This window comes from Rhodosalinus halophilus (genome assembly GCF_003298775.1).
Lineage (GTDB): Bacteria > Pseudomonadota > Alphaproteobacteria > Rhodobacterales > Rhodobacteraceae > Rhodosalinus > Rhodosalinus halophilus.
The window spans coordinates 1-1,982 of record NZ_QNTQ01000029.1; the positions used below are offsets into that span (position 1 = coordinate 1).

General features: G+C 73.7%; 4 protein-coding genes. 1 reads left to right on the plus strand and 3 read right to left on the minus strand.

Features of this window, described 5'->3' with window-relative positions; all coding sequences use genetic code 11:
* On the minus strand, positions 1-241 hold a 241-nt coding region (locus DRV85_RS18160), incomplete at its 3' end, for an aminopeptidase P family N-terminal domain-containing protein (RefSeq protein WP_199526081.1).
* A 122-nt stretch (positions 242-363) separates the two neighbouring features.
* Between DRV85_RS18160 and DRV85_RS18165 the strand changes: the two genes are divergently transcribed.
* Positions 364-1,098, plus strand: coding sequence for an SDR family NAD(P)-dependent oxidoreductase (locus tag DRV85_RS18165; RefSeq protein WP_113290892.1), 735 nt, complete (start codon positions 364-366; stop codon positions 1,096-1,098).
* 24 nt (positions 1,099-1,122) lie between these two features.
* Here the strand turns inward: DRV85_RS18165 and hemP are convergent, their stop codons facing one another.
* A complete protein-coding gene (hemP, locus tag DRV85_RS18170; protein WP_233495582.1) occupies positions 1,123-1,320 on the minus strand; it encodes a hemin uptake protein HemP in 198 nt (65 codons plus the stop codon).
* 4 nt (positions 1,321-1,324) lie between these two features.
* Positions 1,325-1,982, minus strand: a 658-nt coding sequence (locus tag DRV85_RS18175; protein WP_158540193.1) for an energy transducer TonB, incomplete at its 5' end; no start/stop codon positions are given.

Sequence of the window (1,982 nt, forward strand, 5' to 3'; positions counted from 1 at the left end):
GCCCCTCGCTGTCCGTCCATTCCGTCATCGGCAGATCGGTGTGCTGACGCGCCTCCGCCGCGTTGAGCGCGGGCATCAGAACCGCCGCGCGCGCCGGCGTGAGCAGCAGAAGGCAGGGCCGCTCGTCGGGCATCGGGTGGAATCCCAGCGCCCAGCGCATGTGCGGCCCTGGCCCCAGGGCCACCAGATCGGTTTCCGCCGCCGCCATGGCCGCCTGCAGGGTCTCGAGCCGTGCGCGCATGGTGCCTCCCGTCCTCAGCTTCCGGCGGCTGCATCGCACGGATCGCGGCCGATGGCGAGCGTTGGCTTGCCGGGCCGGCGGGGCTCGGCTACCCCGGCGAGACCATCAAGGGGAGAGACGGGATGCAGGAACGGATCGCGGTCGTCACCGGCGCGGCGGGCGGCATGGGACAGGCCATCGTGGCGCAACTGGTGGCCGACGGGCTGCGGGTGGCCGCGCTCGACATCGACGCGACAGGGCTGTCGGCGCTCGCCGGGAAACACGGTCAGCCGGTCGTGCCGGTCACCGCGGATCTCACCGACGCCACGGCCATCGCGGAGGCCTTCGCGCAGATCGACGCGCAGCTGGGCGGCGTGGACGCGCTGGTGAACAACGCCGGCACCTGCCTGATGTCCGACTTCCCCGAGATCCCCGCGGACGAGTTCGAGCGCCAGATGGCGATCAACTTCACCTCGGCCTTCCATTGCTGCCAGGAGGCGGTGAAGCGGATGCTGACGCGCGAGGGCGTGAAGAAGATCGTCAACATCTCGTCCAACGGGGCCTACAACTTCGACGTCTTCGACCCGCCGCACTACCGCGCCTCGAAGGCCGCGATGGATACGCTCACCAAGGATCTCGCCCGCCGCTACGCGCGGGAGAAGATCTGCGCCAACTCCATCGCCCCCGCGATGACCGAGACACCGCTCTTCGGCGTGGTCTCGCAGGAGGTGCTGGACGCCGCCATCGCGCAGATGCCCCACGGCCGCGCGATGCGGCCCGAGGAGGTCGCGGCCTGGGTCGGCTTCCTGATCTCGCCCGCCGGCGACATCTCGAGCGGCAACGTCATCGTGCTCAATCAGGGACGCGACGTGCGATAGACCGCAGGCGCCGGGGTGCGGGGCTCACTTCGTCAGGATCAGCTTGCCCGCGCGGGTGATGCGCAGCGTGTAGACCTTCCCGTCGAGCTCGATTTCCGCCACGCAGCCGCCCTTGGTGAGCGCCTGCGCCTCGTGGCGCGGCGCGGTCCCGCCGCTGGTCAAGGGGGGCCGGGAGGCCGGGTCGCGGTGGTCGGTCATAGCCTCTGCGTATCGCTGTGTCATGGCGTCATCTCCCTGCGAATTCGAACGAAAAGCTGCGCGCCGCGCCGGCCGGCGGGGGCGGAAAGGGCGCGGCCCGGCGGATGTGGTCGAGGGCCGCGCGGTCCAGCTCGCGCGCGCCCGAGCTGCGCAGGACGCGGGCCGAGACGAGCTGTCCCCCGTCGCCGATGCGGAAGCCCACGACCGCCACTCCGCGGCTGCGGACGCGCTCCTTGCGGGTGCTGGCGATCTGGCGCAGCACGCGCCCGCCGTAGTTGGCCGCCGCGCGCCCGCTCTCGGCCGAGGGGCGGGCCGCGGTCGTGGCCGCGCGGGTGGCTTCGGCCTCGCGCGTGCCCTGCGCGTCCCCCCGCCGCGCGCTGCGCTCGGCATTGCCCGCCGCAGCGGCGGCCGCCGACCGGGTCGGCTCTTTCTGTCGGGGCCGGTCCCGCGCGGGCTCCGGCCGGGCGAGGCGGTCCGGCCGTGCGGGCGGGCGCACGGTCGAGGCATCGGCCTGCCGCACCGCAACCGGCTCGACGCCGGTCACGCGGCGCTGCGTGCTCGCAGGGTCTTGCCGCCTATCGACGTCTGCGGCTTCGGCGCGGGTCGCGGGCTCCTGCGGCGCGGCGGCTTCGCCGCGCACGGCGGTCTCGGCCACCGCGGCCGGTGCGTTCCGGGCCGGCGCCACG